Source organism: Maridesulfovibrio ferrireducens (genome assembly GCF_016342405.1).
In the GTDB taxonomy this organism is placed as follows: domain Bacteria; phylum Desulfobacterota; class Desulfovibrionia; order Desulfovibrionales; family Desulfovibrionaceae; genus Maridesulfovibrio; species Maridesulfovibrio ferrireducens_A.
The window spans coordinates 1-2,368 of record NZ_JAEINN010000056.1 but is presented as its reverse complement, the minus strand read 5'-3'; the positions used below and the strand labels follow the sequence as shown (position 1 = coordinate 2,368).

The following is a 2,368-nucleotide window of genomic DNA, read 5'->3' as shown; positions in this document are numbered from 1 at the left end:
CTAACAACTAAGCATTCGTGTGGCAGGAACTGCCCAACATGAAGGGTTTGTTGACGTAACCGAAAAAAATGGCACTTATGGGTAATGATGTAATTTGTAAGACTTTTAGCAAAGGATATGCTGTAATCTGAAGTTCTTAAAAAGGCTTCATTTCAAAAATATAGTAAAGCTGTAGTCTAATATGCAGCTTTTTTTTGTGTTTTATAAAGAGATGATTTTAGAAGCAGGCATAGCTATGGCAGTAGCCTTTTGTTAAGACTTTATTTTTATAATGGTCTGAATGATTGCTTTATCAAGAGCCTTGATGTTTTTCGGCGGTCCTCGGTTATCAAAATATCGGATGGTGATGAGTTCTCCTTTTTGACAACTTGGGCAAATTCGATGTTTGCTTTCTTCTTGGGGGCAAAGTTTAACTAGTCCCAACTGCTCATGCAAAATAGGTAGTATACCTTTCTTTAGAGAACTTGAAAGTATACCATAATGCCGAATTCGTGTAAATCCTTTTGGTAGAATATGAAAGCAGAAGCGTCTAATAAATTCTCTATCACTTAAACTTACAGGCTGTTTCTTTCCTCCATGTTTGTAATCTTTGGCCATGAAAGTAACTTGCTGATCTCTAATGTCGATTAACCTATGGTTGCTAATGGCAACTTTGTGAGTGTATCTGCCAAGGTATTCGATAACTTGTTTTGGTCCATAAAATGGCTGTTTACAATACACCACCCATTTCTTTTGAAACAGGAGTTTGTAGATTTCTGGATGGAGATTAAAATGCAATCTGATTTGCTTAATAAAACGTGCCCGAAAGACTTTACTGATTGCTTTCACAGGAAAAAGATATTTGTCTTTCCCTTTGGCAGCTTTCCATTTTTTATTTGGATTAATTCCACCACCAGGAACTATACAGTGCAGATGTGGATGAAAGGACAGGTTTTGTCCCCAAGTATGGAGAATACTAATCATACCCGTTTTCCCACCTATGAATTTTGGATTGGCAGCAAAGTCTCTAACCACGCTCCAAGCGGTTTTAAAGAGAATGGAATAGACTGTTTTTTGATTTGCAAATGTTAGTTTGTGCAGCTCCGATGGCAAGGTGAAAACCATATGATAGTAAGAGGTGTTGATTAGTTCATTTTCGCGTGCCAGTATCCACTCATGCTGTTTGTGTCCCTGGCATTTGGGACAATGCCTGTTTCTGCAAGAGTTGTAACTGATGTGAGTTTTATTACAAGCCGTGTTTAGACATTGGTCAATATGGCCGCCCATAGTAGCTGTTCTGCAAATTTCGATGGCATATAGGGTTCTTAACTTCCATCGATTGACTACGATGTGTTCCAATATGTGGTGATTTCTTCTTAAGATATCAGCCACCTCATATTTGGCCTTCATCATTATTTTATCTTATAAATTCGATCCATAGGCGAAAAGGCCTTGCGTTTATCCAAATTACAAGTATGCAGATAAAGCATGGTGGTTTTGATATCGATATGTCCCAGTAGATCTTTTAAGGTTATGATATCGGTTCCCATCTCCAGAAGATGAGTGGCATAAGTATGACGAAGAATATGAGAACTAACCTGTTTTTTGATTCCCGCTTTTTTACGAGCTTCAGCAATAATCCATCTAACTCCATTTGCCGAAAAGTGCTGGGGCGTTCCATCGGGGCCGTTCCCATTAAAAAGCCAGATGTAGGGGCCAACGGCATCGAGGTATTTTTCTATGGCATAGGATAGGTTATCACCCAAAGGCACATAACGGTCTTTTCGACCTTTCCCTTCTCTAATGTGTAACATTTTACGATCCAAATCGGCATCTGTAATCTTAATATTCATCAGTTCAGATCGTCTTAGACCACAACCATACATCAAAGCAATCAGCATTCTGTGCTTTAAAAGCTTAGGTGCTGCAATTAAGCGTTTGATTTCCGGAACGCTCAAAACAACAGGGAGTTTGTGAACTTTTTTTAGAGAAGGTAAGCTATGAAGTAATGGCTCTTTCCCATAGAGTTTGTAGACAAAACGCAAGCCATAAAGGGTATGCTTAAAATAGGATGATGAAGGTGTTTTCTTTTTCGACTGCAGATAATGAAGATAATCCAAGACTTGTTCAGATTCCAATTCAAGAGGTGAACACTTAAAATGAAGGGTCATTGTGGCCAAACAACGGGCATAATTGGTAAGGGTACTCAAACTTTTACCTGAAAGCTCAATAGAGCGTTTCATTTTTAGGTAAATATTGTTAAATTCAACACATGAATGAGAAGCTCTTTCGATAAGAGTACTTTTTTTTCATAATACGAAGTTTTAATGAATGCACCCTAAAGGTACTTAAGTTTAGGCTTTAGCTACCTTTAGGTTTCGTTCAACAA

The 2,368-nt window shown here is 38.0% G+C and carries 2 protein-coding genes; both read right to left on the bottom strand.

Features of this window, described 5'->3' with window-relative positions; genetic code table 11:
* Nucleotides 1-252: 252 nt before the first annotated feature.
* The gene (locus tag JEY82_RS19610; protein WP_304089011.1) at nt 253-1,392 is read right to left on the bottom strand and encodes an IS91 family transposase; all 1,140 of its coding nucleotides are present in this window, start codon (nt 1,390-1,392) and stop codon (nt 253-255) included.
* Nucleotides 1,392-2,222: a tyrosine-type recombinase/integrase gene (locus JEY82_RS19605; RefSeq protein WP_304089010.1), complete on the bottom strand. Its 831-nt coding sequence runs from the start codon at nt 2,220-2,222 to the stop codon at nt 1,392-1,394. Before JEY82_RS19605 ends, JEY82_RS19610 begins: the two co-directional genes overlap by 1 nt.
* Nucleotides 2,223-2,368 lie beyond the last annotated feature (146 nt).